Genomic DNA, 24,926 nt, shown 5'->3' with positions numbered 1-24,926 from the left:
TCGCCATCGCCCGCGCCCTGGCGCTGAACCCGAAACTGATCATCGCGGACGAGGCGGTCTCGGCGCTGGATGTCTCGGTGCAGGCGCAGGTGCTGAACCTGCTGATGGAATTGCAGCAGGATATGGGCATCTCGATGCTGTTCATCAGCCACGACATGGCGGTGGTCGAACGGGTCAGCCATCATGTCGGCGTCATGTATCTGGGACGGATCGTGGAACTGGGCACCCGCGCGCAGGTCTTCGAGAACCCGCAGCACAGCTATACCAGACAACTGATGCTGGCCGTCCCCGTCGCCGATCCGCGCCAGAAGAAGATCAGCGAGGATCTGGAATTCCGCCCGATCCCTTCGCCGATCCATCCGGTCGATTACCTGGCCAGCCCTTCGGTCTATCGCGAAGTCGCGCCTGGTCACCGGGTGCTGGTCGATCCCGTGACCCATTCGTGAGGATCGAACCGCCGATCGGCCCCGGCGCGGTCCCCGAATTTCGCGCCGACCTGCCAGCCTCCGCGGATGTCTTGGTCATCGGCGGCGGCATCGTTGGGGTCACCACGGCACTGTATCTTGCTCGCGACGGGCTGTCGGTCGTGCTGTGCGAAAAGGGCGTGATTGCGGGCGAACAATCCTCGCGCAACTGGGGTTGGGTCCGCGCGCAGGGCCGCGACGAGGCCGAAATTCCGATCATGCTGGAGGCCCGCCAGCTATGGCGCGGCCTGTCACGGGAACTGGGCGAGGGGCTGGGCCTTGCGGCTTGCGGCGTCAGCTATCTGGCACGGGGCGAGGCCAGCATGACCCGCTACGAGGCATGGCTGGACGTGGCCCGCCACCACGGCCTGGACAGCCGCATCATGGGCCGCGCAGAACTGGACCGCGTGCTGCCCAATTCGGCAGGCTGGCTGGGTGCGCTGACCACGCCATCGGACATGCGCGCCGAACCGGCCTTCGCCGTTCCCGCCATCGCCCGGCTGGCCGCGGCGGCAGGCGTCACCATCCGCGAACATTGCGCCGCCCGCGCGCTGGAGACGACGGCCGGACACATCTCGGCCGTGCTGACCGAGGCCGGGGCGATCCGGACCGACCGCGTTCTTCTGGCAGGTGGCGCATGGTCGGGTCTTTTCGCGGGCAATGCCGGGATGATCCTGCCGCAATTGTCGGTCCGCGCCACCGTCGCCGCCACCGAGGCCATGCCCGAATTCTGGCCCGGCGCCGCGGCCGATCCGGATGTCGCCTTCCGCCGCCGCGCCGATGGCGGCTATACGCTGGCGCCCGGCACCGCGCATGATTTCTGGATAGGCCCGGCGGCGTTCAGACATCTGCGGGCCTATCTGCCCCAGATCCGCCGCGACCTGTCGCAGACAAGCCTGCAACCGGCCGCGCCCAGGGCCTATCCGGATGCCTGGCGCACGCCGCGCCGATGGTCCGCCGACGCAGCCTCGCCCTTCGAGGCGGTGCGGATCCTCAGCCCGGATCCGAATCCGGCCCGCATCGACCATCTCGTCAAGGCGTTTGCCAGCGCCTTTCCGCGAATCGGCCGCCCGCGGATCCGTGCCGCCTGGGCGGGAATGATCGACACGATGCCCGACCATGTTCCGGTGCTGGACGAAACTCCGATGCCCGGATTCTTCGTCGCCACCGGCCTGTCCGGCCACGGCTTCGGCATCGGTCCGGGGGTGGGCCGCGTCATGGCCGCCATGATTCAGGGCCGGGCGCCGCGCCACGATCTGACACGGTTCCGCTTTTCGCGCTTCTCGGACGGATCGCCCGTCACGCTGGGGCCCGATCTCTAGGTCACAGCCGCTCGCGCTCTTTCCGGATATCTCCGGCGTGCGGCGCCCACTTGCAGGCCGTGCAGGAAAGTCTCATCCTGCGCCGCGAAGGAGATCCATCATGCCCGTCAAGAACCGATTTGCCGAATTGCTGCCCGAAATCACCGCCTGGCGCCGCGATTTCCACGAGAATCCGGAATTGCTGTATGACGTTCACCGCACGGCGGGAAAAGTCGCGGATCTTTTGCGGGATTTCGGCTGTGACGAGGTGACGGAAGGGATCGGCCGGACCGGTGTTGTCGGGGTCATCAAGGGCAAGTCGGACAAGACCGGCCGGGTGATCGGTCTGCGTGCCGATATGGACGCGCTTCCGATCAACGAACAGACCGGGCTGGATTATGCCTCGAAGACGCCTGGCAAGATGCATGCCTGCGGCCATGACGGCCATACGGCGATGCTGCTGGGCGCGGCGAAATACCTTGCCGAGACGCGCAATTTCGACGGCACGGCGGTGGTCATCTTCCAGCCCGCCGAAGAAGGCGGCGGCGGCGGCGACGCGATGGTCAGGGACGGGCTGATCGATCGCTGGAAGATCGACGAGGTTTACGGGATGCACAACATGCCGGGCATCCCCACCGGCGCCTTCGCCATCAAGCCCGGTGCGATGATGGCCTCTGCCGACCAGTTCGACATCACCGTGACTGGCAAGGGTGGCCACGCGGCAAAGCCGCATGAATGCATCGACACGACCCTGACGGCGGCGCAGATCATCGTCGCGCTGCAATCCGTCGTCGCCCGCAATATCGATCCGCTGAAGAACGCGGTGATCTCGGTCTGCGTGGTCACGACCGATTCGACCGCGCATAACGTGATTCCGCAGGTGGTCAAGCTGCGGGGCACCGCGCGCAGTCTCGATCCCGGCGTCCGCGACCAGTTGCAAGAGGGCATTGGCCGCGTTGCCATCAATGTGGCAGCCGCGATGGGTGCGACGGCCGAGGTCGATTATCAGCGGGGGTATCCGGTCACCGTGAACGACGATCAGGCAACGACCTGGGCCGCCAAGGTGGCCCGCGACATCGCCGGCGATGTGGACATGGAGATGCAGCCGATGATGGGTGGCGAGGATTTCAGCTACATGCTGCTGGAACGCCCCGGCGCCTATATCTTCGTCGGCAATGGCGATTCCGCGATGGTCCACCATCCGGCCTATAATTTCGACGACAACGCCATCCCGGCCGGATCCAGCTGGTATGCCGGCATGGTCGAAAGCCGGATGCCCGCCGCCTGAATCGTCGCGCGCGGCAGGCCATGTCGCAGCACCGCCGGCCGAGGTCGGAAACACGATGGTCATGGCACGCCGTTCGGTCGAAATGCGGGGGCGGGCGGCGAAGATCGACCCGCCCTGACAAGTTGAAGGGACGGATCCGACATGAACAGCTATACCCTGCGCGTCACCTGCGCCTCGACCCGCGGGATCGTCGCCGCGATCTCGGGCTTTCTGGCGCAGCATGATTGCAACATCACCGACAGCGCGCAGTTCGACGATGCCGAGACCGGCAATTTCTTCATGCGGATGAGCTTTCGGTCCGAAGGGGGGGCGACGCTGGACGGACTTCAGGCCGATTTCGCGCCGATTGCGGGGAAATTCGGCATGGAGATCGAGATCAGCGACGATGCGGTCAAGAAGAAGGTGCTGATCATGGTCAGCCGCTTCGGCCATTGCCTGAACGACCTTCTCTATCGCTGGCGGATCGGCGCGCTGCCCATCGACATCGTCGGTGTGGTTTCGAACCACCACGAATATCAGAAGGTCGTCGTCAATCACGACATCCCTTTCCACATGATCCGCGTGACCGCCCAGAACAAGCCCGAGGCCGAGGCCCGGCAGTTGGAGATAATCGAGGAAACCGGGGCCGAACTGATCGTCCTGGCGCGCTACATGCAGGTCCTGTCGGATGCGATGTGCCACAAGATGTCGGGGCGGATCATCAACATCCACCATTCCTTCCTGCCCAGTTTCAAGGGGGCGAATCCCTACAAGCAGGCTTATGAGCGCGGCGTGAAGCTGATCGGGGCGACCTCGCACTACGTCACCGCAGATCTGGACGAGGGCCCGATCATCGAACAGGACACGGTGCGCGTCACCCATGCCCAGAGCCCGGGCGATTATGTCAGTCTCGGTCGCGATGTGGAAAGCCAGGTCCTGTCGCGCGCGGTCCATGCCCACATCCACGGCCGCGTGTTCGTGAATGGCGCGAAAACGGTCGTCTTCCCCGCCTCGCCAGGCAGCTATGTCTCGGAGCGGATGGGCTGAGCAATCAACACGGCCATGGTGCAGGTCCGAACCGGCGGCGGGGGGCTTCGCGCCCCCCGGCCGCGCGTCCCGCGCGGCTCCCCCCGCGGGATATTTGGACCAAGGCAAGGCAGGTTGACGATTTTTTTACAGATTCCAGGTTATTCACCGAATGCGGTACAGGCGGGGACGCCGATGACCGTCCAAGGCAAAGCGCCCCGTTTCCTGATGGAAGCGGGGCGTCATCGACTTTGCCTTGGCAGAAATATCCCGGGGGAGCCCCGGAGGGGCGGGGGCAGCGCCCCTTTTTCCCGCCGGCTATTGCGGAAGCTCGGCGGTTATTCCTTCGACAAAGAAATCCATACCCGACAATTCCTCGTCCGTCGCCGTCTCGCCGTCGGCCAGCCATGCACTGCCATCGGCCTTGTTCAGCGGACCGGTGAAGGGATGGTATTCGCCCGAGGCGATCTTGTCCTTCAGCGCCAGCGCCTCCTGCTTGACCTCGGCCGGCACGGCATCGGTGATTTCGCCGATCTCGACCTCGCCATCGCCGATTCCCGCCCAGGTCGCCGTTGATTCCCAGGTCCCGTCCAGCATCGCGCCGACCCGTTCGATGTAGTAGGGCGCCCAGTTGTCGATGATCGACGAGACCCTGGGAGTCGGCTTGAAATTCGCCATGTCGCTGGCCTGTCCGAAGCCGATCGCCCCCGCTTCCTGCGCCTTGGCCAGAGGTGCGGTGGAATCGGTATGCTGCAGGATCACGTCCACGCCTTCGGCGATCAGGGCTGCTGCGGCGTCGGCTTCTTTGGCGGGATCGAACCAGCTATAGGCCCAGACCACCTTGATTTCGACATCCGGATTGACCTTTCTGGCGTGGATATAGGACGAGTTGATGCCCTGGACCACCTCGGGGATCGGGAAGGAACCGATATAGCCGATCTTGTTCGACCTGGTCATCCGCCCCGCGATGGTACCGATCACGGCGCGGCCCTCGTAGAAACGGGCGTCATAGGTAGCGACATTCTCGGCGCGCTTGTAGCCGGTCGCGTGTTCGAATTTCACGTCGGGAAACTTGGCCGCGACATTCATGACCGCGTCCATGTAGCCGAAGCTGGTGGCGAAAATCAGCTTGTTGCCCGCCAGCGCCAGCTGGGTCAGCGCGCGTTCCGCATCGGCACCTTCCGGCACGCTTTCGATGAAGGTGGTTTCGACCTTGTCGCCGTATTCGGCGACCATCGCCTGCCGGGCCTGATCGTGCTGATAGGTCCAGCCGCCGTCACCCACCGGGCCGACATAGATGAAGCCGACCTTCAAAGGTTCGGTTTGGGCCAAGGCGGGCGCGGCCAGGCCGATCGCGGGCAGGGCGGCGACACTGACAAGAAGTTCTCTGCGGTTCATGTTTCCCTCTCTGTTGTCGCGCCGCTTTCAGCGCAGCGCGTGGAAATTCTGGCCGAGCGAGCCGGGGGCGGCCCGTCCCGCGCGGCGGCTGTATTTCTGCCGGGCCGAGATCAGCACCAGCACGATGATCGTGGCAAGATAGGGCGCCATCGACAAAAGCTGAACCGGCACCCGGATGCCCGCCGCCTGCAGGCGCAATTGCAGCACCGTGACGCCGCCGAACAGCCAGGCGCCCGCCAGCACGCCGGGCGCGGTCCAGTTCGAGAACACCACGATCGCCAGCGCGATCCAGCCGGCGCCCGCGGTCATCCCCTCGGTCCATTGCAGCACCGTGGCGATCGAGATGAAGGCCCCGCCGACGCCCGCCATGGCGCCGCCGAAACCGATCGCCGCAATGCGGATCGCGTGCACCGGATAGCCAAGGGCGTGGGCCGCGTCGTGGTTTTCGCCCACCCCGCGCAGAATCAGGCCCGTCCGCGAGCGGTTCAGGAACCACCAGACCAGCGGCACCATCACAAGCCCCAGCCAGACGATCCAGTTGATGCGAAGCGGTCCGGGCATCATGGCGGGGGCCTTGATCCCCTCCAGCGGCTTGCCGAACAGCGCCGCGAGGCCCAGGCCGAAAAGCGTCAGCGCAAGACCCGAGGCGACCTGATTGGCCAGCAGGATTTGCGTCAGAGCCGCGAACAGCATCGCGATCGCGGCCCCTGCCAGCGCCGCCGCCAGAAAGCCCGCGAAAGGACTGCCGGTCACATAGGCCGCGGCAAAGCCCGCCAGTGCGCCGGTGATCATCATCCCCTCGACACCCAGGTTCAGAACGCCGGCGCGTTCCACCACCAACTCGCCAAGGGCGGCAAAGAGGATCGGCGTGGCCGCGGCCAGAAGCAGCAGGAAGACCGAAAGCGGGTCGATCATGCGGCGATCCTCCTGGCGATGCGAAAGCGGGTCAGAAGATCGAAACCCAGCAGGAAGAACAGCAGCATTCCCTGAAATACCTGGACCGTGGCGGCGGGCAATTGCAGCGTCAGCTGCGCCAGCTCGCCGCCGATATAGGTCAGTGCCAGCAGCAGGCCCGCCAGCAGGATGCCGACCGGATGCAGCCGGCCCAGAAAGGCCACGATGATCGCCGTGAAACCGTAGCCCGTGCCCAGCTTGTCGGTGATCTGGCCGGCGGGGCCCGCCACCTCGAACAGCCCCGCCATGCCGGCGAAGGCGCCCGAAAGGCCAAGGCAGAAGGCCACCAGCGTTTCGGGTCTGACCCCGGCGAAACGGGCCGCGCGCGGTGCCAGACCTGCGGCGCGGATATGGAAGCCCCGGATGTGACGGCTCATCAGGAACCAGATTGCCAGGACGGCGGCGGCGGCGGCCACGACGCCCCAATGCGCGCCGGTGCCTGCGATCAGTTCGGGGTTCGATGCGGCCGGATATTGCTGCAGGTTGCGCGATCCCGGAAAGCCATAGCCTTCGGGGTTCTTCATCGGCCCGAAGGCCATCCACGCCGCCACGCGCTGCGCCACATAGACCAGCATCAGCGAGACAAGGATTTCCGAGGCGCCGAACCAGTTGCGCAGCAAGGCCGGGATCATGCCCCAGGCCCAACCGCCCAATGCGCCCGCCAGCACCATGGCGGGAAAGATCCACATGCCCTCGGCGGGATAGGCCGCCAGCGCGACCGCCGCGCCGGTGATGCCGCCGATGATGTATTGGCCCTCGGCGCCGATATTCCAGATACCGGCGCGAAAGCCCACCGCCAGCCCCGAGGCGATCAGGATCAGCGGCGCGGCCTTGACCAGCAATTGCGGGCGCGAATAGCCGGCGGCAGGCCCGAACAGCGGATCCCAGAAGATCGTGCGGATCGCGGCAAGCGGGTCGTAACCCATGATCGCGAACAACAGGCCGCCCGCGATCATCGTCGCCAGGACCGCCAGCAGAGGCGTCGCGATCTGCCATGCGGCCGAGGTCTGGTCGCGTGGAACGAGGCGGATCATATCTGCGCGACCTCCATCCCGTGCGCGCCGCCCAGCATCAGGCCGATCTCGTCGAGGTTCAGCCCGGCTGTCGGACGCGGATCGGACAGACGGCCTTCGTTCAGCGCGCAGAAACGGTCGGACAATTCCATCAGTTCGTCGAGATCCTGAGAGATCACGATCACGCCCGCCCCGCCGCGCGCCAGATCCAGCAGCGACTGACGCACCGCGGTGGCGGCGCCGGCATCGACGCCCCATGTCGGCTGATTGACGACCAGAACGCGCGGCGCTTGCAAGACCTCGCGCCCGATGACGAATTTCTGCAAGTTGCCGCCTGACAGGGCGCGCGCGGCGGTAGAAGGCCCCGGCGTGCGCACGTCGAAGTCGCGGATCACCTGTTCGGCATAGGCTCGGGCGGCGGCGCGATCGATCAGGCCCTTGCGGACCAATCCCTTGCGCGGTCCAGCGGTCAGCAGCGTGTTCTCGGTCAGGCTGAAATCGGGCACGGCCGCATGGCCCAGACGATCCTCGGGCGCGGCCAGAAGCCCGGCCCGCCGCCGCGCCTGCGGGGGGGTGGCGCCCAGATCGCGGTCCTCCAGCAGAATCGTGCCCGGCGCGCTGCGAACCTCGCCCGACAGGGCGGCCAGCAATTCCTCCTGCCCGTTTCCGGCGACGCCGCCGATGCCCAGGATCTCGCCCGCGCGCAGGCTGAGAGAGACTGATTTCAGCGCCGTGCCCTCGGCGTTGGGGGCGGGCAGAGACAGGGACTTGACCTCCAGCAGGATCTTGCCCGCCTGCCGCCCGCTGCGGTCGATCGGACGCATCTCGCCGCCGACCATCATCGCGGCCAGTTCGCGGGCGGAATGGGCGCGGGGGTCGCAACTGTCCACGACCTTGCCGCCGCGCAGGATCGTGGCGCGGTCGCAATGGGTGCGGATTTCTTCCAGCTTGTGGCTGATATACAGGATCGCGGTGCCTCGATCGGCCAGCTTGCGCAGGGTGGCGAACAGCAATTCGGCCTCTTGCGGGGTCAGGACGCTGGTCGGTTCGTCCATGATCAGCAGGCGCGGATCCTGCAACAGGCATCGGATGATCTCGACCCGCTGACGTTCGCCCGCCGACAGCGTGACGATGCGGCGCGCAGGGTTCAGCGGCAGGCCGAAATCCTGGCTGACCTGCCGGATCCGGGCCGACAATTCCCGCCGGGGCGGCGGATATTCCATGCCGAGCGCGATGTTTTCGGCCACCGTCAGCGCGTCGAACAGGCTGAAATGCTGAAACACCATTGCGACCCCGGCCGCGCGCGCGGCACGGGGATCGGCGGGATGGTGGTGTGCACCGTTCAGCGTCATACGGCCGTCATCGGGCTTCACCAGGCCGTAGATCATCTTGACCAGGGTCGATTTTCCCGCGCCGTTCTCGCCCAGCAGCGCGTGGATCTGGCCCGCCTCGACCGCGAAGGACACGTCGTCATTGGCGCGCACACCGGGATAGGACTTTCCGACCCCTTCGGCCCGGAACACCGCCGCCTCTGCCGTCAAATTTGCCCCTCCGGTCAAAATCTTCGTCCTGTCTAGCGCGCCCGCGCCGCCTTCGGCAATTGCGCTGTTTGGTCAGGCTGCGATAACGTCGCGACCATGGCGACGAAATCCCCCCGATTCATTCATCTGCGCACACATTCCGAGCATTCCCTGCTGGAAGGCGCGGTTCCCGTAGGCAAACTGGCCACGCTTGCCGCCGAAGCAGGCATGCCTGCGGTCGCGCTGACCGACACCAACGCGATGTTCGCCGCGCTGGAATTCAGCGTCAAGGCGATGGAGAAGGGCATCCAGCCGATCATCGGCTGCCAGATGACACTGCGCCTGCCCGAGACCCTGGCAAGCGTGTCCGCCCCGGTCGTGCTGCTGGCGCAGAACCGGCAGGGCTGGCTGAACCTGATGGCGCTGTCCTCGTGTCTCTATCTGCGCACGGATGGCAGCCTGCCGCATGTCACGCTGGAGGAGGTCTGCGCCCATGCCCAGGGGTTGATCTGCCTGTCGGGCGGCCCGACGGGGCCGCTGGGTCTGTTGATCGCGCTAGGTCAGACCGACAAGGCCGCATTGCTTGCGGATCGCCTTGGCTCGGCCTTTCCGACCCGACTCTATGTCGAATTGCAGCGCCATCCGGCCGAGAACGGCAAGTTGCCGGAGGCCGAGGCCGTGTCGGAAGGCGGACTGATCGAGCTTGCCTATGCTAAGGAATTGCCGCTGGTCGCCACGAACGACGTCTATTTCCCCAGGCCCGAAATGTTCGAGGCCCATGACGCGCTGATCTGCATCGCCGAAAAGGCCTATGTCGATCAGTCCCAGCCCCGCCGCCGCCTGACGCCGCAGCACTATTTCAAGTCGCCCGAGGAAATGGCGGTCCTGTTCGCCGACCTGCCCGAGGCGCTGGACAATAGCGTCGAGATCGCCCGCCGCTGCGCGTTCGCGGTCGAAAGGCACAAGCCGATCCTGCCCAGATTCGCCGATGACGAGGTCGCCGAGCTGCGGCGGCAGGCCGAGGAAGGTCTCGCGGCGCGGCTGAAGGTCATCCCCCATGCAGTGCCGGTCGAGGATTACGAAAAGCGGCTGGATTTCGAGTTGGGCATCATCGAGCAGATGGGCTTTCCGGGCTATTTCCTGATCGTCGCCGATTTCATCCAGTGGGCCAAGGACCACGACATCCCGGTGGGACCGGGGCGCGGCTCGGGGGCGGGGTCGCTTGTTGCCTATGCCCTGACCATCACCGATCTGGATCCGCTGCGCTACAACCTCTTGTTCGAACGCTTCCTGAACCCCGAACGGGTCAGCATGCCGGATTTCGACATCGATTTCTGCATGGATCGCCGCGAAGAGGTGATCCGCTATGTGCAGGAGAAATACGGCAAGGAAAAGGTTGGCCAGATCATCACCTTCGGCGCGCTGCTGTCCAAGGCAGCGGTGCGCGATGTCGGCCGTGTTCTGCAGCTGCCCTTCATGCAGGTGGATCGCCTGTCCAAGATGATCCCGGTCGAAGGGGTGAAGCCCGTCAGCATCACCCGGGCGCGGGCCGAAGAACCGCGCCTGCGCGAGGCCGCCCGCGAAGAGGTGATCGCCCGGCTGCTGGACTATGCCGAAAAGATCGAGGGGCTGTATCGCAACGCCTCGACCCACGCGGCGGGGGTGGTGATCGGGGACCGGCCGCTGGACCGGCTGGTGCCCTTGTATCGCGATCCCGGATCGGACATGCCGGCGACGCAGTTCAACATGAAATGGGTGGAACAGGCCGGGCTGGTCAAGTTCGACTTTCTGGGCCTGAAGACGCTGACCGTGATCCAGAACGCGGTCGATCTGATCAATGCCGGCGGGCGGCCCCTGCATGTCACAGCCGATGGCCGCGAATTGTATCGGCCGCCCGAGGGTGCCGAGAACCAGATCAACGCCATCCCGCTGGACGACCAGGCCAGCTATGATCTTTTCGCCAGTGCCCGCACGGTCGCGGTGTTCCAGGTGGAAAGCAGCGGCATGATGGATGCGCTGCGCCGGATGAAGCCCACCTGCATCGAGGATATCGTGGCCCTCGTGGCCCTGTATCGTCCCGGCCCGATGGAGAACATCCCGACCTATTGCGAGGTCAAGAACGGCGCGCGCGCGCTGGAATCGATCCATCCCAGCATCGACCATATCCTGGCCGAGACGCAGGGCATCATCGTCTATCAGGAACAGGTGATGCAGATCGCGCAGGTCATGGCCGGCTACAGCCTTGGCGGGGCCGATCTGCTGCGCCGCGCCATGGGCAAGAAGATCGCCGCCGAAATGGCCAAGGAACGTCCGAAATTCATCAAGGGCAGCATCGAGAACGGCGTGCCCGAAAAGAAGGCCGGCGAAGTTTTCGACCTGCTCGAGAAGTTCGCCAATTACGGCTTCAACAAATCACACGCGGCCGCCTATGCCGTGGTCAGCTATCAGACCGCCTGGCTGAAGGCGAACCATCCGGTCGAATTCATGGCCGCGGTGATGAACTGCGACATCCACCTGACCGACAAGCTGGCCATCTACAAACGCGAATGCGACCGGATGGGAATCGCGATCTTGGCCCCCTGCGTCAACCGCTCGGCACCGAAATTCACCGTGGGCGAAGGCCGCATCCATTATGCGCTTGGGGCGTTGAAGGGCGTCGGCATCGAGGCGATGCGACTGGTCCACGAGGCGCGCGGCGACAGACCCTTTGCCGATATCCATGATTTTGCCCGCCGCGTGGACATGAAGCGCGTGGGCAAGCGCCCGCTGGAGATGCTGGCCCGCGCCGGCGCGTTCGATGCGCTGGACGATAACCGCGCGAGGGTCCTGAAATCTCTGGACAGCCTGGTCGCGTGGTCGGCGGCGGTTCAGGAACAGGCGGCGTCCAGCCAATCCTCGCTGTTCGGCGGCGGCGAGGATCTGCCGCCGCCGCGTGCGGCGATCGAGCAGGTCTGGCTGCCGACCGAGAAGCTGGGCGAGGAACATCGCGCCATCGGCTTTTACCTGTCCGGGCATCCGCTGGACGATTACCTGCCCGCGCTGAAGCGCAAGAACGTGATGACGCTGGCCCAGATCAGCGCCGAGGCGGCAGGCGGCCCGATGGTGGCCAGCATCGCCGGCACCGTGGCCGCGCGGATGGAACGCAAGTCGGCCAAGGGCACGCCCTACGCCTTTGTCAGCCTGTCCGATCCGACCGGGCTTTACGAGGTGACGGTGTTCTCGGACCTGCTGAACGCCTCGCGCGATCGGCTGGAACCGGGCGAGAATGTCGTGTTGCAGGTCAAGGTCGAACCCTCGGGCGAGCAGGTCAAGATGCTGGCCAATTCCGTCACCCGGCTGGAGGACGCGGTGGCCGATGCAGGCGCCGGCAGCCTTGCGGTCGAGATGCAGGGCGCCGACGCGATTCCGCGCCTGGCCGAGGTTCTGGGTCGGATCCGCACTGAAATCGTGGTTTCGGCGCGATCTCGCGGGCCGATTCTGCTGCGTCTGCGCGAAGGCGATGAACTGATCGAGATCGAGGTGGCCGATGATGCGCCTCTGACCACGCCCGCGCGGCAGGCGTTGCGCGCCGTGCCGGGGGTGCTGGAGGTCAGCGAGGAATAGGGCGAGCGCGGCCTATTCTCTCAGGTCGCGTTCGGTGTTGTCCAGATCGGCGTCGCCGTCCATCAGGCTGCGATCGGCGGAATCGCCGAAGGTGGCCCAGTGCATGTCCTCGCCCGGATAGGGCAACTCATCGGGGCGCCAGGTCAGGTGCATGTTGGTCTTGGCGATCATCAGCCCGGTTATCGGCGCGGTCAGGAACAGAAACAGCACGATCAGGAATTCGTGCCAGCTGGCACGTTCGCCGAAAAAGCCGAACCAGAGCAGCGATGCGATCATGATGCCACCCACGCCAAGCGTTGCGGCCTTGGTCGGTGCATGAAGCCGGGTCATCTGATCGGGCAGCTTCACCAGCCCGTAGGATCCCACAAGACCGAAAGCACCGCCGATGACCAGCATCGCCGAGATCAGGATCTCTCCAGCAAGGTCCATCGCATTTTCCCTTTCATTCGATCAGGTCGCCGCGCAGCAGGAATTTTGCATAGGCCACGGTCGAGATGAAGCCGACCATGGCGAACAGCAGCATGATCTCGAAATACATCGTCGTGTCGTGCAGGATGCCGAACAGGGCGGTCAGCGCGATCATGTTGATCGCCATCGTGTCCAGCGCCAGAACCCGATCGCCGACTCCGGGCGCGAAAACAACGCGGTAGAGGCAGAACAACTGGCCGATGCCGAAACAGGCGAAGGCGAAATAAAGCGCGTAGAGGATCATTCGAAGATCTCCTTCAGGCGGGCTTCGTAGCGCGTCTTGATCTCGTCGATCACCTCTTGCGGTTCGGGAGCGTGCAGGCAATGGACCAGCAGCGCATGGCCGTTCTGCGACAGGTCCGAACTGACCGTCCCCGGTGTCAGCGTGATGGTGCTGGCCAGAACCGTGATCGCCTCGGGCGATCGCAACTCCAGCGGAATGGTGATCCAGGCGGGTTGCAGGTTGCGGTTGGGCTTGAACAGCACGATCAGCGCCACATCGATATTGGCCCTGATGATATCGTGGACGACAATCGTGACATAGACGAGGATCTTGCCCGGATGGCGCAGCCGGGCACGGGCGGGCCAGTAGGGTTCGGTCAGCGCCGGGATCGCGATGCTGAGGATCACCGCAAAGACCAGCGAACCCCAGGCGAACCGGTTGACCAGCAACATCCAGACGATGACCAGCATCGCCGAAAGATAGGGATGAGGAAACAGGCGCCGGATCATTTCGCACCCTCCTGCTGGCGCAGCACCGATTCGTAGTAGAGCGTCGGGTTGGTCAGTTGATCGGCCGTCCGTTGCAGATAATCGGTCAGCGGCCCGGCGAAGACGGTCAGCACCACCATACCGGCCAGCAGCGCGCCGGTCGCGGTGAAGGACAGCCATGGCGCTGCCGAATCGCCGACATCCTGGATCGGTTCGTCGGTTTCCAGCTTCGTCGGGATCGGTCCGGGCGCGGGGCGCTGACCTTCGTCGCTGTCGTTGCCCGGCTCCGGGTCCATCTCGTGCGACTTCCAGAACAGGATCGAGCCTGCCCGCCCAAAGCCCACCAGCGCGATCAGCGAGGTCACGAGAATCGTGGCCCAGATGCCATCGCGCCAGGGGTCGTCGGCGGTGGCGTCGAGGATCATCAGCTTGCCCAGAAAGCCGGACAGCGGCGGCAGCCCCACGACCGCAATGCCGGTCGCGAAGAACAGGGCCGAGATCAGGCCGGTATTGCCGATGGCCGGCCTGAGCCGCAGCCAGAAATCACCGCCGCGGCGCGCCGCGACCAGATCCACGACAAGAAACAGCGCCGCCGCCGACAGGGTGGAATGGATCATGTAATACAACCCCGCCGTCAGCCCCTGCGCATCGAACCGCGCGACCGAGATCATCAGCGTCCCGATCGAGGCGATGGCCGCGAAGGCCGCCAGACGCGCCAGGCTGCGGGTGCCCATCACCCCCAGTTGCCCCAGGGTCAGCGTGATCAGGGCGGCGGGCAGGATCAGGTCGGTGGCGATGGTCTCGATCACCGAATCCTGCGGAAAGACCAGCGTGAAGAAGCGGATGATCGCATAGACCCCGACCTTGGACATGATGGCAAACAGCGCGGCCACCGGACCCGGCGCGTTGGCATAGGTCGAGGGCAGCCAGAAGTGCAGCGGCACGATGGCTGCCTTGATGGCAAAGACCAGCAGCAGCAGCACCGCGCCGGTGCGCAGAAGCGCCGTGTCCTCGGTCGGCATCCGTGCCACGCGCTCGGCCATGTCGGCCATGTTCAGGGTTCCGGTGACGGCATAGAGACAGCCGAGCGCGGCCAGGAACAGCGCCGATCCGGCAAGGTTGTAGCTGATGTATTGCACGCCCGCGCGCAGCCGCATCGGGCCGCCTCCGTGAATCATCAGCCCGTAGCTGGCGATCAGCAGCACCTCGAAGAACACGAACAGGTTGAAGGCGTCCCCGGTCAGAAAGGCGCCGTTCAGACCCATCAGCTGAAACTGCCACAGCGAATGGAAATGCCAACCCTTGCGGTCCCAGCCCGATCCGATGCCGTAAAGCTGCACCGTCACCGCCAGGATCGCCGTCAGCAGCAGCATCAGCGCCGACAGCCGGTCCAGCATCAGCACGATGCCGAAGGGCGCGGGCCAGTTGCCCAGGCGATAGACGAGAACGTCGCCCTCGACGGCCATCATGTGCAGCTTGATCGCGACCAGCAGCGTCAGAAGACTGCCGATCACGCCGAAGACCCGCTGTTGCAACAGATCGTGGCGCATCCACAGCACCATCAGCGGGCCCATCAGGGCCGGCACCAGAACGGGGGCGATCAGCCAGTTATTCATGCTTTCTCGTCCTCGTTCGCCGTCTCGTCCACAGTCTTCAGCGGCGGCATGATCCGGTCGGACTCGGGCATGTTGACGCGGTCGTCGCCGCCCTCGATGAAGGCGCCCAGCGACATCATCACCACGACGGCGGTCATCCCGAAGCTGATGACGATGGCCGTCAGCACCAGCGCCTGCGGCAAGGGATCGGTGTAGTCGGCCGGCGAAATGTTGTCGTGGCTGCTCAGGATCGGCGGCATGTTGACGACCAGCCGGCCGGTGACGAACAGGAATGCATTGATCGCGTAGGTCAGCATCGTCATGCCCAGAACGACGGCGAAGGTGCGCAGGCGCAGGATCAGGTAGACGCCTGCGGCGGTTATCGCGCCGATCGCGGTGGCCACGAGAAGTTCCATCTACTTCGCCCCCTCCGGCTGATCCTCGCTGAGGTCTATGTCCATCGGTTTCGTGTTCACCTTCTCGCCCGCCTGGCGCGCGATCCGTGACAGCGAGTTCAACGCCAGCATCACCGCCCCCACGACCGAAAGGAACACGCCCAGATCAAACCCGATGGCCGAGGACAGTCCGATTTTTTCCAGGAATGGCAGCTTGATATAGCCATAGGCCGAGGTCAGGAAGGGCCGGCCGTTGAACCAGGCGCCGATGCCCGTGGCGCCCGCCGCGACCACCCCCGCCCCGATCAGCGCGTGATAGGGCAGGGTCTGGCGTTCCTGCGCCCAGGCATAGCCCGAGGCCATGTATTGCATCAGCAGGGCGATGGCGACGACGAGACCGGCGATAAAGCCGCCGCCGGGCTGGTTGTGGCCGCGCAGGAAGATATAGATGCCGACGACCAGCGTGATCGGCAGCAGCACCCGCGTCGCGATCACCAGCATCAGCGGGTGGCGGTCACCGGCGCGGCGCTGATCATAGGTCCAGTTGCGCAGGCGCTTGGCGGATTTGCCCTGAAGCAGGGTCTGGGTCAGCGCGAAGATGGCCAGTGCCGCGATCCCCAGGACGGTGATCTCGCCGAAGGTGTCATAGCCGCGGAAATCCACCAGGATCACGTTGACCACATTGGTGCCGCCGGCCTTCTCGTAGCTGTTTTCCAGCATGTAGCCCGAGATCGGGTCAAAGGCGAAGTCGCGGCGCAGGACGGCATAGGTCAGCCCGCCAAAGCCAACGCCCGCCAGCGTCGCAACAAAGGCATCCCAGCCGCGCTGCGTTGCGCCGGATTCGACCAATGTGCGCTTTGGCAGGAAGTTCAGCACCAGCAGCAGCAGGATGACCGTCACCACCTCGACCGAGATTTGCGTCAGGGCAAGGTCGGGCGCCGAGAAATAGGCGAAAAAGGCCGAAGTCATCAGCCCGACGATGCCGACCAGAACCAGCGCCAGGACGCGGACCCGGTGGAACGTGACCATCAGCCCGGTCGCCACCATCGCCAGCACCCAGCCGATCGCGGGGACCAGCTTGATGGGCAGCATGTCGCGCGTCGCCGGACCGGCTGCGCCCGTATACCAGGCCAGCGTGCCGGCAAACAGCGTGGTCAGGGTAAAGGCCGCCAGCGCGCGCGGCATTGCGCCATTGGTCATGTTGTCGGTAAAGCCCCGCGCCGCGAAGACCAGGCGCAGAAGCAGCCAGTCGTAGATGGTCTTGGCCTCGGGCCGCGGCGCGGCGTTCCAGGCCGCAAGCAGGGGGCGGTGCAGGCCCAGCAGAACCACGGCGCCCAGGACTGCGATCGTGGACATGATCAACGCCGCGTTCACGCCATGCCACAGATAGATGTCGGAACTTTGTGCCTCGCCCGTCACCGCGGCGGCCGAGGCATCGACCAGCCAGCCCGCCATGGTGTTGGGAAACAAACCGATCAGAATGACCAGCAAGGCCAGAAGCGCGGGCCAGGAATAGAGGCCGAATCCCGGATCGTGCGGGCGATGCGGATAATCGTCGCGTTCCTGGCCGAAGAACGTGTGGACAATGAAGCGCAGCGAATAACCCACCGAGAACAGCGCCGCGACGGTGCCCACGATCATGAAGGTCTGCCGCGCGATTTCAAGGTCGCTCAGCTCGGCCAGCATCATCTCTTTTGACAGAAAGCCGTTCAGCGGCGGAATGCCGGCCAGCGACAGCGCCGCGATGGTGCCGATGGCAAAGGTGATCGGCATCAGCCTGCGCAGCCCGCCCAGCCGCCTGATGGAGCGGGTGCCGGTTTCGTGGTCGATGATGCCGGCGGTCATGAAAAGCGACGCCTTGAAGGTCGCATGGTTGATGATGTGGAAGACGGCGGCTATCGCGGCCTCTTCCGTTCCGAAGCCCAGCAGCATCGTGATCAGGCCCAGTTGGCTGACCGTAGAATGGGCCAGCAGCGCCTTCAGATCGTCCTTGAACACCGCGATCACGGCCCCCACCGTCATCGTGATCAGCCCGGTCGTGGCCACGATCCAGAACCATTCCTCCGTGCCTGCCAGCACCGGCCACAGCCGCGCCATCAGGAACAGCCCGGCCTTCACCATCGTCGCGCTGTGAAGATAGGCGCTGACGGGGGTCGGGGCGGCCATCGCGTGCGGCAGCCAGAAATGAAACGGGAATTGCGCGGATTTCGTGAAAGCGCCGATCAGGATCAGGATCAGCATCGGCAGATAATAGGGACTGGCCTGGATGGCGTCCTTCCGTGTCAGGATATCGCCGATGTCATAGCTGCCGGCAACCTGGCCCAGGATCAGCATCCCCGCAATCAGCGCAAGCCCGCCCATGCCGGTCACGGCCAGCGCCATCCGCGCACCCTGCCGTCCCTCGGGCAGGTGCCGCCAATAGCCGATCAGCAGGAACGAGGACAGCGAAGTCAGTTCCCAGAAGATCAGCAGCAGAAGGATGTTGTCCGACAACACGATGCCGATCATCGCGCCCTGGAACAGCATCAGATAGGTGTAGAATTTGCCGATCGAATCCTGTCGCGACAGATAGAAGCGCGCGTATCCGATGATCAGCATCCCGATGCCCAGGATCAGGATGCCGAACAGCAGCGACAGCCCGTCGATGCGGAAATTCGCGTTCAGCTGGATCAGCGGCAGCCATTCGAACCGGGCGGTGATCACCTCGCCGCGCAGGATCGCGGGAATATGCAGCACGAGGCCGATCAGCGCAATCAGCGTGGTGGTGCCGCAGGCCGTGGCGGCGACGCTGCGGCCGGACCGGATCAGCAGGCCGGGCAGCAGGGCCCCGATGAAAGGCAGCAGGGCGATGAGGGCTGGCGACATGTGTCCTGGGCTTCCTGTTGGCGCGTATGATCTTTTCGCTGCTTGACCTTTGTGTTTCCAATCATTGCAGTGGAGTCAAGCAAATGACCGGACCCGGACGCTTGCCCCTAGGCGATGTTCGCCTTTCGTGCTAACGCTGTGGAAAACCGGAAGGGGCGGACATGCGGGTTCTGGGGATCGATCCCGGATTGAGGAATACGGGCTGGGGCGTGATCGTCGTGGACGGGCCGCGGCTGCGGCATGTGGCGAATGGCGTGATCCATTCGTCCGCGGACAAATCCACGCGCGATCTGGCCGCGAGGCTGTCGGTCCTGTTCCGCGGCCTCTGCGCGGTCATCGCCGAACACGCCCCCGATGCGGCGGCGGTCGAACAGACCTTTGTCAACAAGGACGCAAGCGGAACCCTGAAGCTGGGGCAGGCGCGGGGCATCGCGCTGCTGGCCCCGGCGGAAGCGGGTCTGGCAGTGGGGGAATACGCGCCGAATGCGGTGAAGAAGACGGTTGTCGGCGTGGGCCATGCAGGCAAGGAACAGGTTCAGCACATGGTACGGGTGCAACTGCCCGGTGTGGCCTTCGCGGGACCAGACGCGGCCGATGCGCTGGCCATCGCCATCTGCCACGCACATCACCTTCAGGGCCGGGTGCTGCGGATCGCGAGCCCGCGGCAGGGTGTCGCATGATCGGCCGCATCGCCGGAATCATCCTGCACCGCGGCCGCGATCATGTCCTGATCGACGTGCGGGGCGTTGGCTATATCGTCCATGTCAGCGAAAGGACGGCGGCCGCCCTGCCGCCCGCGGGACAGGCGGCGGCGCTTTATACCGATCTTCTGGTGCGCGAGGATCTGCTGCAATTGTTCGGCTTTCCGACGCTGCTGGAAAAGGAGTGGCACCGGCTGCTGACCAGCGTGCAGGGCGTGGGCGCCAAGGTTTCACTGACGGTTCTGGGCACGCTGGGCGCCGAGGGGCTGGGCCGCGCCATCGCCCTTGGCGACTGGGCGGCGGTGCGCAGGGCGCAGGGCGTGGGGCCGAAACTGGCGCAACGGGTGGTGCTGGAACTGAAGGACAAGGCGCCCGGCGTGATGGCGCTTGGCGGCGATCTGACCGTCGACGCGGGAACCGGCGCGGGCGATGCGGAGGAACCGGGCATCGAACCCGGTCCCTCCGCCGCCGCTGCACCGGGCACGGGGCCCGGCGGGGCGGCGCGCCCGCCCGCCAGCGGCGCGCAATCGGCCGGCGAGGCGCTGTCGGCGCTGACCAATCTGGGTTACGCTTCCTCCGAGGCGGCGGCGGCCGTGGCCGAGGCGCAGGCGCGCGATCCCGAGGCCGCGACGCCCGGCTTGATCCGCGCGGCCCTGCGGTCGCTGGCACCGAAAGGATAGGGCATGATCGGAAACCTGCGGACCTTCCTGCTGATGGCGGCAATGACCGCCATCGTCATGGGGCTGGGCTGGATGCTGGGCGGATCGGGCGGTGCGCTCTTCGCGCTGGTCCTGGCGGGTGCGGGCAACCTTTTCGCCTGGTGGAACAGCGACAGGATGGTCCTGCGCCAACAGGGCGCCGTGCAGCTTGGTCCAGGCCAGGCGTCCGAACTGCATGCGATGGTCGCCGATCTTGCGCAGCGCGCAGGCCTGCCGATGCCCAAAGTCTATCTGCTGCCGACCGAACAGCCCAACGCCTTTGCCACCGGCCGCAATCCCGAGAACGCCGCCATCGCGGTGACGCAGGGTTTGCTGCGCAGCCTGAGCCGTGACGAACTGGCCGGTGTCATCGCTCATGAACTGGCCCATGTCAGGAATCGTGACACGCTGATCATGACCGTGACCGCGACCATGGCCGGCGCGATCGCGATGATGGGCAATTTCCTGCTGTTCACCGGGGGCCGCGAGGGGCGCGGCGGCGGTCTTGGGGCGATCCTCGCCATGCTGCTGGCGCCTGTCGCCGCGATGCTGGTGCAGATGGCAATCTCGCGTACACGCGAATACGAGGCCGACCGCGCCGGTGCCCGGATCTGCGGCCGACCCGACGCGCTGGCCTCGGCGCTGGCCAAGATCGCGCAGATGGCGGGCCGCAGCACGAATGTCCCGGCCGAAAGAAACCCGGCCGCGGCCTCGATGTTCATCATCAACCCGCTGCGCGGATTGCGCATGGACCGTCTTTTCGCCACCCATCCGCCGACCGAGGACCGTATCGCGCGGCTTCGCGCGATGGAGGGCGAGACGCCGCCCTCGCGCATTCCGGTGACCGGGCGGCGGGACGCCGGCCCCTGGGGACGCGGATGATCCGGTCCGATCCCAACCTGCGTCCCGAACCGCTGGAAGGCGAATCGGAAGATCGTGCCCTGCGCCCGCAGGCCCTGACCGATTTCGTCGGACAGGCCGATGCGCGGGCAAACCTGCGCGTTTTCATCGACAGCGCGAAGATGCGCGGCAAGGCGATGGACCATACCCTGTTCTTCGGTCCTCCGGGGCTGGGCAAGACGACGCTGGCGCAGATCATGGCCCGCGAACTGGGCGTGAATTTCCGCATGACCTCGGGGCCGGTGCTGGCGCGCGCGGGCGATCTGGCGGCGATCCTGACCAATCTGGAAGCCCGCGACGTGCTGTTCATCGACGAGATCCACCGCATGAATCCGGTCGTCGAGGAGGTCCTGTATCCGGCGATGGAGGATTTCGAACTGGATCTGGTGATCGGCGAAGGCCCGGCCGCGCGCACCGTCCGCATCGAATTGCAGCCCTTCACGCTGGTTGGCGCCACGACCCGGCTGGGCTTGCTGACGACGCCGCTGCGGGACCGTTTCGGCATTCCGACCCGGCTGCAATTCTACGAGATGGCCGAATTGGACCTGATCGTCCAGCGCGGCGCGCGGTTGCTGGCGATCGAGGCCGATCCCGACGGGACCCTGGAAATCGCCCGCCGCGCCCGGGGCACGCCGCGCATCGCGGGGCGCCTGCTGCGTCGGGTGATCGACTTCGCGCTGGTCGAGGGCGATGGCAGGCTGACCCGGCAGATCGCGGACGCGGCGCTGACAAGGCTGGGCGTGGACGATCTGGGCCTTGACGGGGCGGACCGTCGCTATCTGACGCTGATGGCCGAACATTATGCGGGCGGGCCGGTCGGCGTCGAGACATTGTCGGCCGCGCTGTCGGAAAGCCGCGATGCCATCGAGGAGGTGATCGAGCCCTATCTGCTGCAACAGGGGCTGATCGCGCGCACGCCCCGGGGACGGCAACTGGCGGCGCGGGCCTGGCGTCATCTGGGGCTGGATGCGCCGAAGGCGGCTAGGCAGGGCGGGCTTTTTCATGACTGAGTTCGAGAACCGGATCCGCGACAGTTTCTCGCGGCAGACGATGATGCAGACCCTTGGCGCGCGGCTGCAGAGGATTGCCGAGGGGCGGGTCGCGATCGAGGCGCCGATCCTGCCCGGCGCGCTTCAGCAGCAAGGCGCGGGCCATGCCGGGCTGGCCTTCTCGATCGGCGATTCGGCGGCGGGCTATTCGGCGCTGACCCTGATGCCGGCGGACCGCGAGGTGATGACGGTCGAGATGAAGATCAACCTGATGTCACCGGCCCTGGGTCAGCGGCTGCTGGCAGAGGGACGGGTGATCCGGGCCGGACGGCGGATCATGGTCGTGGCGGCCGATATCTGGGCTGAAACCGGCACGGCGCGAAAGCATGTTGCGGTGTTGCAGGGCACGATGATTCCCGTCTAGCAGCCTGGCGCGCAGCGGCGTGCCGGGCCGGGTATTTTTGCAACGAAGAAGCCTGCGGCCCGGCATCTCCGATCAGGGTGTCAGCCCTTCCGGGTCGGGCAGGCCGTTCGCGCGCGCGGTCGCCGTCAGCGTATTGGCCAGAAGGCAGGCGATGGTCATCGGACCGACACCGCCCGGAACCGGCGTGATCGCGGCGGCGACATTGCGCGCCGCCGCGAAATCCACATCGCCGACCAGGCCGTCATCGGTGCGGTTGATGCCAACATCGATGATCGTCGCGCCGGGTTTGATCCAGTCGCCCTTGATGAAATGCGGCCGGCCCACGGCGGCGATCAGGATATCGGCCTGACGGCAGAGCACCGGCAGATCACGGGTGCGGGAATGGGCGATGGTCACTGTGGCGCTGTCGCGCAGCAACAATTGCGCCATCGGCTTGCCGACAATGTTGGATCGGCCGATGACCACGGCGTGACGGCCGGACAGGCTGCCCAATCGGTCGCGCAGCAGCATCAGGCAGCCCAGCGGCGTGCAGGGCACCATGGCCTTCTGTCCCGTCGCCAGCCGCCCGGCGTTGAGGATGTGGAACCCGTCCACATCCTTGGCCGGGTCGATCGCGTTGATGATCGCGGCCTCGTTCATGTGACCGGGCAGGGGCAGTTGCACGAGGATTCCGTTTACGGCCGGATCGGTGTTCAGCCGCGCGATCAGCGCCAGAAGGTCGGCCTCGGTCGTCTCGGCTGGCAGCCTGTGTTCGTAGGAATTCATGCCGACCTCGCGGGTCTGCCTGCCTTTGGAACGGACATAGACCTGGCTGGCCGGATCCTCGCCCACCAGCACCACGGCCAGGCCCGGAGTGATGCCGCGATCCGCAAGCGCGGCGACTTCGGCCGTGATGCGGTCGCGCAGGGTGGCGGCGAAGGACTTGCCGTCGATCAGATGGGCGGTCATGGACGGTCTCCGTTGAGGTGGCGTTCTTCCTGGTCGATGGCGGCGTCCACCAGCTGGCGCCAGATTTGCGCGAAAAGTGCGCCGTCCAGTCCCGCATCGGCGGCATTGCGGCGTGCATTTGCGACGACTTCCTCGACCCGCCAGTCGATCCGCGCGGGAAGTCCGCGTTCCGCCTTGATCCGAGCGGCGCGGTCGATCAGCGCGCTGCGTTCGGCGAACAATGCGATCAACTGCGCGTCCAGGGCGTCGATTCGGGCGCGCAGGGCGGGCATGTCGGGGATGTCATCGGTGCGGGTCATCTGACCTTGGACATGCACCGGCGGGCAGGCGGGTGCAAGAGCCGCAGGCGCTGCGCGGCTTGGCTCGCTTTGTCACGAAGCCGCCGGCAGCGTGCGGGTCTCGGCCGGGCCTGGCCTGCGCGGGGAAAGGGGTTTCGCGCTGAAGGTCGAAATCAATCACCGGCCTGCCAGATGCCGATCCGGCGGCGAGCCTGCAAAAAAAAACCGGCCCATCATGAGGGCCGGGGGGAATCGTCCTGTTCCTGGTCGAGAATCCTCAGGCCGGGGCGGGATCACCGCCGGGCGCGGGTTTTCCGGCCTTCGGGATCGATGTGACCGAGGGGATCGAGCTTCCCGGCATGTCGTCATCGCCGCCAAGCTGTTCGCCGCGGATGACCTTGCCGATCTCTTCCCCGGTCAGCGTCTCGTATTCCAGCAAGCCCTTGGCGAGACGCTCGTATTCCTCTTCCTTCTCGATCAGGATCCGGCGGGCCTCCTGATAACCTTCCTCGATCAGGGTGCGGACCTCTTCCTCGATCAGTTCCTTGGTCGCGGCCGAGACCGAGAAACCGCCGGTATTGCCGGAATAGCCCTCATGCGCCTCGGCATAGTCGATATTGCCGACCTTGTCCGACATGCCCCACCGCATGACCATGGCCCGGGCCAGTTGACTGGCCTGCTGGATATCGCCGGCGGGGCCGTTCGACACACCATCCTCGCCGTATTTGATGATCTCGGCGGCCTTCCCCGCCATGGTCATGGCCAGTTTCTGCTTGGCCTCGTCCTTGTGGAAATTCAGCCGGTCCATTTCCGGCAGGCTGACCACCATGCCAAGCGCGCCGCCGCGCGGAATGATCGTCGCCTTGTAGACCGGATCGCATTTCGGCAACGACAATCCGACGATGGCGTGACCGGCCTCGTGATAGGCGGTCTTTTCCTTCTGTTCGGGTGTCAGCACCATGCTGCGCCGCTCGACCCCCAGCATCACCTTGTCCTTGGCGCTTTCGAAGTCTTCCATCGACACGAAACGGCGGCCGATGCGGGCAGCGGTCAATGCCGCCTCGTTCACCAGGTTCATCAGGTCGGCGCCGGAAAAGCCGGGCGTGCCACGGGCGATGATGCGCAGATCCACATCGGGGCCGACCGGCACCTTGCGGGCGTGAACCGACAGGATCTTCTCGCGGCCCTTGATGTCGGGGTTCGGAACGTGGATCTGACGGTCGAAGCGGCCCGGACGCAGCAGTGCGGGGTCCAGCACGTCCTTGCGGTTGGTCGCGGCGACGATGATGATTCCTTCATTGGCCTCGAAACCGTCCATCTCGACCAGAAGCTGGTTCAAGGTCTGTTCGCGTTCGTCGTTGCCCCCGCCGATGCCCACGCCGCGGGCGCGGCCCACCGCGTCGATCTC

The 24,926-nt window shown here is 65.6% G+C and carries 22 protein-coding genes and 1 pseudogene; 10 read left to right on the top strand and 13 right to left on the bottom strand.

What is annotated here, in order from left to right; genetic code table 11:
• From B4L36_RS05125 to purU, 4 genes and pseudogenes are all read left to right on the top strand, one after another.
• Nucleotides 1-446 (top strand): annotated as a pseudogene (locus tag B4L36_RS05125) (ABC transporter ATP-binding protein); the annotation flags it as partial.
• A 2-nt stretch (nucleotides 447-448) separates the two neighbouring features.
• Nucleotides 449-1,786, top strand: coding sequence for an NAD(P)/FAD-dependent oxidoreductase (locus tag B4L36_RS05120; RefSeq protein ID WP_292953479.1), 1,338 nt, complete (start codon nucleotides 449-451; stop codon nucleotides 1,784-1,786).
• 100 nt (nucleotides 1,787-1,886) lie between these two features.
• Nucleotides 1,887-3,053 (top strand): M20 aminoacylase family protein, encoded by a 1,167-nt coding sequence (locus tag B4L36_RS05115; RefSeq protein WP_292953348.1) that lies wholly within the window; start codon nucleotides 1,887-1,889, stop codon nucleotides 3,051-3,053.
• A 141-nt stretch (nucleotides 3,054-3,194) separates the two neighbouring features.
• Complete coding sequence (purU, locus tag B4L36_RS05110; protein ID WP_292953345.1) at nucleotides 3,195-4,079, top strand: formyltetrahydrofolate deformylase; 885 nt, start codon at nucleotides 3,195-3,197, stop codon at nucleotides 4,077-4,079.
• Between the two features lie 297 nt (nucleotides 4,080-4,376).
• On the opposite strand, the gene B4L36_RS05105 is transcribed toward purU, so the two are convergent.
• From B4L36_RS05105 to B4L36_RS05090, 4 genes are read right to left on the bottom strand one after another with little or no spacing between them, the layout of a single operon-like run.
• On the bottom strand, nucleotides 4,377-5,456 hold the full coding sequence (locus tag B4L36_RS05105; RefSeq protein ID WP_292953342.1) for a BMP family ABC transporter substrate-binding protein: 1,080 nt from the start codon (nucleotides 5,454-5,456) through the stop codon (nucleotides 4,377-4,379).
• Nucleotides 5,457-5,483: 27 nt separating this feature from the next.
• Complete coding sequence (locus B4L36_RS05100; RefSeq protein WP_292953339.1) at nucleotides 5,484-6,371, bottom strand: ABC transporter permease; 888 nt, start codon at nucleotides 6,369-6,371, stop codon at nucleotides 5,484-5,486.
• The gene (locus B4L36_RS05095) at nucleotides 6,368-7,444 is read right to left on the bottom strand and encodes an ABC transporter permease (RefSeq protein WP_292953336.1); all 1,077 of its coding nucleotides are present in this window, start codon (nucleotides 7,442-7,444) and stop codon (nucleotides 6,368-6,370) included. Before B4L36_RS05095 ends, B4L36_RS05100 begins: the two co-directional genes overlap by 4 nt.
• Nucleotides 7,441-8,946, bottom strand: coding sequence for an ABC transporter ATP-binding protein (locus B4L36_RS05090; protein ID WP_292953333.1), 1,506 nt, complete (start codon nucleotides 8,944-8,946; stop codon nucleotides 7,441-7,443). The genes B4L36_RS05095 and B4L36_RS05090 overlap by 4 nt, the downstream gene beginning before the upstream one ends.
• 114 nt (nucleotides 8,947-9,060) lie before the next feature.
• Between B4L36_RS05090 and dnaE the strand changes: the two genes are divergently transcribed.
• Entirely contained in the window at nucleotides 9,061-12,546 is a 3,486-nt protein-coding gene (dnaE, locus tag B4L36_RS05085) for a DNA polymerase III subunit alpha (protein ID WP_292953330.1), read from the top strand.
• Nucleotides 12,547-12,558: 12 nt separating this feature from the next.
• Here the strand turns inward: dnaE and B4L36_RS05080 are convergent, their stop codons facing one another.
• From B4L36_RS05080 to B4L36_RS05055, 6 genes are read right to left on the bottom strand one after another with little or no spacing between them, the layout of a single operon-like run.
• Nucleotides 12,559-12,975, bottom strand: a complete 417-nt coding sequence (locus B4L36_RS05080) for a Na+/H+ antiporter subunit G (RefSeq protein WP_292953328.1) — start codon at nucleotides 12,973-12,975, stop codon at nucleotides 12,559-12,561.
• Nucleotides 12,976-12,988: 13 nt separating this feature from the next.
• Nucleotides 12,989-13,258 (bottom strand): K+/H+ antiporter subunit F, encoded by a 270-nt coding sequence (locus B4L36_RS05075; RefSeq protein ID WP_292953325.1) that lies wholly within the window; start codon nucleotides 13,256-13,258, stop codon nucleotides 12,989-12,991.
• Nucleotides 13,255-13,746 carry a Na+/H+ antiporter subunit E gene (locus tag B4L36_RS05070; protein ID WP_292953322.1) on the bottom strand — a complete coding sequence of 164 codons (492 nt, stop codon included), beginning with the start codon at nucleotides 13,744-13,746 and terminating at the stop codon, nucleotides 13,255-13,257. The genes B4L36_RS05075 and B4L36_RS05070 overlap by 4 nt, the downstream gene beginning before the upstream one ends.
• On the bottom strand, nucleotides 13,743-15,341 hold the full coding sequence (locus tag B4L36_RS05065; RefSeq protein ID WP_292953319.1) for a monovalent cation/H+ antiporter subunit D: 1,599 nt from the start codon (nucleotides 15,339-15,341) through the stop codon (nucleotides 13,743-13,745). The genes B4L36_RS05070 and B4L36_RS05065 overlap by 4 nt, the downstream gene beginning before the upstream one ends.
• Nucleotides 15,338-15,736, bottom strand: coding sequence for a Na+/H+ antiporter subunit C (locus B4L36_RS05060; RefSeq protein ID WP_292953316.1), 399 nt, complete (start codon nucleotides 15,734-15,736; stop codon nucleotides 15,338-15,340). The genes B4L36_RS05065 and B4L36_RS05060 overlap by 4 nt, the downstream gene beginning before the upstream one ends.
• Nucleotides 15,737-18,580, bottom strand: a complete 2,844-nt coding sequence (locus B4L36_RS05055) for a monovalent cation/H+ antiporter subunit A (protein ID WP_292953313.1) — start codon at nucleotides 18,578-18,580, stop codon at nucleotides 15,737-15,739.
• Nucleotides 18,581-18,741: 161 nt separating this feature from the next.
• On the opposite strand from B4L36_RS05055, the gene ruvC reads away from it, so the two are divergent.
• Genes ruvC through B4L36_RS05030 form a run of 5 tightly spaced genes read left to right on the top strand, consistent with a single transcriptional unit; the run spans nucleotide 18,742 to nucleotide 22,292 of the window.
• Nucleotides 18,742-19,260 (top strand): crossover junction endodeoxyribonuclease RuvC, encoded by a 519-nt coding sequence (gene ruvC / locus B4L36_RS05050; protein WP_292953310.1) that lies wholly within the window; start codon nucleotides 18,742-18,744, stop codon nucleotides 19,258-19,260.
• Nucleotides 19,257-19,961, top strand: a complete 705-nt coding sequence (ruvA, locus tag B4L36_RS05045) for a Holliday junction branch migration protein RuvA (protein ID WP_292953307.1) — start codon at nucleotides 19,257-19,259, stop codon at nucleotides 19,959-19,961. Before ruvC ends, ruvA begins: the two co-directional genes overlap by 4 nt.
• Nucleotides 19,962-19,967: 6 nt before the next feature.
• Nucleotides 19,968-20,861, top strand: a complete 894-nt coding sequence (gene htpX, locus B4L36_RS05040) for a zinc metalloprotease HtpX (protein ID WP_292953477.1) — start codon at nucleotides 19,968-19,970, stop codon at nucleotides 20,859-20,861.
• Nucleotides 20,858-21,889, top strand: coding sequence for a Holliday junction branch migration DNA helicase RuvB (ruvB, locus tag B4L36_RS05035; RefSeq protein ID WP_292953304.1), 1,032 nt, complete (start codon nucleotides 20,858-20,860; stop codon nucleotides 21,887-21,889). Before htpX ends, ruvB begins: the two co-directional genes overlap by 4 nt.
• Nucleotides 21,882-22,292, top strand: a complete 411-nt coding sequence (locus B4L36_RS05030; protein ID WP_292953300.1) for a PaaI family thioesterase — start codon at nucleotides 21,882-21,884, stop codon at nucleotides 22,290-22,292. The genes ruvB and B4L36_RS05030 overlap by 8 nt, the downstream gene beginning before the upstream one ends.
• A gap of 72 nt (nucleotides 22,293-22,364) precedes the next feature.
• On the opposite strand, the gene folD is transcribed toward B4L36_RS05030, so the two are convergent.
• From folD to B4L36_RS05015, 3 genes are all read right to left on the bottom strand, one after another.
• Nucleotides 22,365-23,240 carry a bifunctional methylenetetrahydrofolate dehydrogenase/methenyltetrahydrofolate cyclohydrolase FolD gene (gene folD, locus B4L36_RS05025; protein ID WP_292953297.1) on the bottom strand — a complete coding sequence of 292 codons (876 nt, stop codon included), beginning with the start codon at nucleotides 23,238-23,240 and terminating at the stop codon, nucleotides 22,365-22,367.
• Nucleotides 23,237-23,539 carry a chorismate mutase gene (locus tag B4L36_RS05020; RefSeq protein WP_292953294.1) on the bottom strand — a complete coding sequence of 101 codons (303 nt, stop codon included), beginning with the start codon at nucleotides 23,537-23,539 and terminating at the stop codon, nucleotides 23,237-23,239. The genes folD and B4L36_RS05020 overlap by 4 nt, the downstream gene beginning before the upstream one ends.
• A 256-nt stretch (nucleotides 23,540-23,795) precedes the next feature.
• Nucleotides 23,796-24,926 (bottom strand): ATP-dependent metallopeptidase FtsH/Yme1/Tma family protein (locus tag B4L36_RS05015; RefSeq protein WP_292953291.1); only part of this gene is annotated, 1,131 nt, incomplete at its 5' end.

The sequence above is a fragment of the Paracoccus sp. UBA889 genome (assembly GCA_002294185.1).
GTDB lineage: Bacteria > Pseudomonadota > Alphaproteobacteria > Rhodobacterales > Rhodobacteraceae > Paracoccus.
This window is presented reverse-complemented; position numbering and strand designations above follow the sequence as displayed.